Raw genomic sequence first — 1080 nt, 5'->3', positions numbered from 1 at the left:
ACAAGGTCACGACTACATGCTTCCAGACACCTGTCGCCAGTTCCGGGGCATTCAGCTGCTGTTCCTCTCCATTCCCTGAGATAGTGATGGCAAAACGCATACCTGTCCCTACAGCCTTCGGGGACAAAAACATATACCGATCTGTTCCTGCTCCAAAATCAAACAGACGAGCCCAGCCATTATGCGTGTTCACCCGTACCCATGCGGCAATGGTAAAGTCATTAATGCTGCTAACTATTCCGCTGGGCAGGCTGGCATAGGCGTTTATGCCATTAAGCCGCAGAGCATTGCCATTCCGCCCCGCACCCCACGAGCCGCCATGTACACTGGCCTGCTGTCTATAACCTGATGAATCGGCTGCGGTTGATCCGGCCGTTTCGTTAAATTCATAATGGGCTATAATGTCTCCGGCGGGAGCCGGATTGCCTGAACTGGGCTGAATACGGATATCGTAGTTGGCTGCTGTACCGATATTCAGTCTGGCTATAGTCGCAGCATTGTTAACGGCTGTGACTGAGCCGGTTTTGGTGCCGTCTATGAGTACATCATACGTACCTGCCGCAAGCCCGGTCATCGTCACAACAGTCGTATGGGCTGTACCCGGTGTCGTATTTTTTAACATCAGGCGGATGTTGTTCTTGGATTTGGACACAACGGCCAAGCTATATTGATCCCGGTTCAGCTCCAGACTTAGCTTCTGGGTAATCAGATGCAGACGTTGGAAGACGCCGTCTTTTGGAGTGATCGTATAGCTGTTATTGCTTTCTGTAACGTCACAGCCATAGCCGAATAAGCCAAATATCGGATCGACAGCTACATCCGAGCTTAGGATTTTAATGGCTCCGAACAGCCCCAGATCGGCTTCCCCGGACATACCGCGCCATCCGTTAAAGAGGGGGCCGCCGTCCAGACCAAGGGCGCCGAAATTGCCTTTACCTGCCTGATAGGTCCACGATACGGCTCCAATATTGGCAGGATCAGAGATGATCTGTCCCGAGTTAATCGCCGCGATGGTCGCCAGCTTGGCGGCATAGGATAGGCGCTGGTCCACTTCGGGCTTGGACGAATAACGGCGTGTCC

1 protein-coding gene is annotated in these 1080 nt (G+C 52.9%); it reads right to left on the bottom strand.

The window, feature by feature from the left end; translation table 11 throughout:
• Positions 1 to 1080, bottom strand: a 1080-nt coding sequence (locus tag AC5V8P_RS25695) for a LamG-like jellyroll fold domain-containing protein (protein ID WP_495474071.1), incomplete at both ends; no start/stop codon positions are given.

Source organism: Paenibacillus sp. N119s (genome assembly GCF_059447605.1).
The sequence above is the reverse complement of the archived record's forward strand: the minus strand, read 5'-3'. Positions and strand labels throughout refer to the sequence as shown.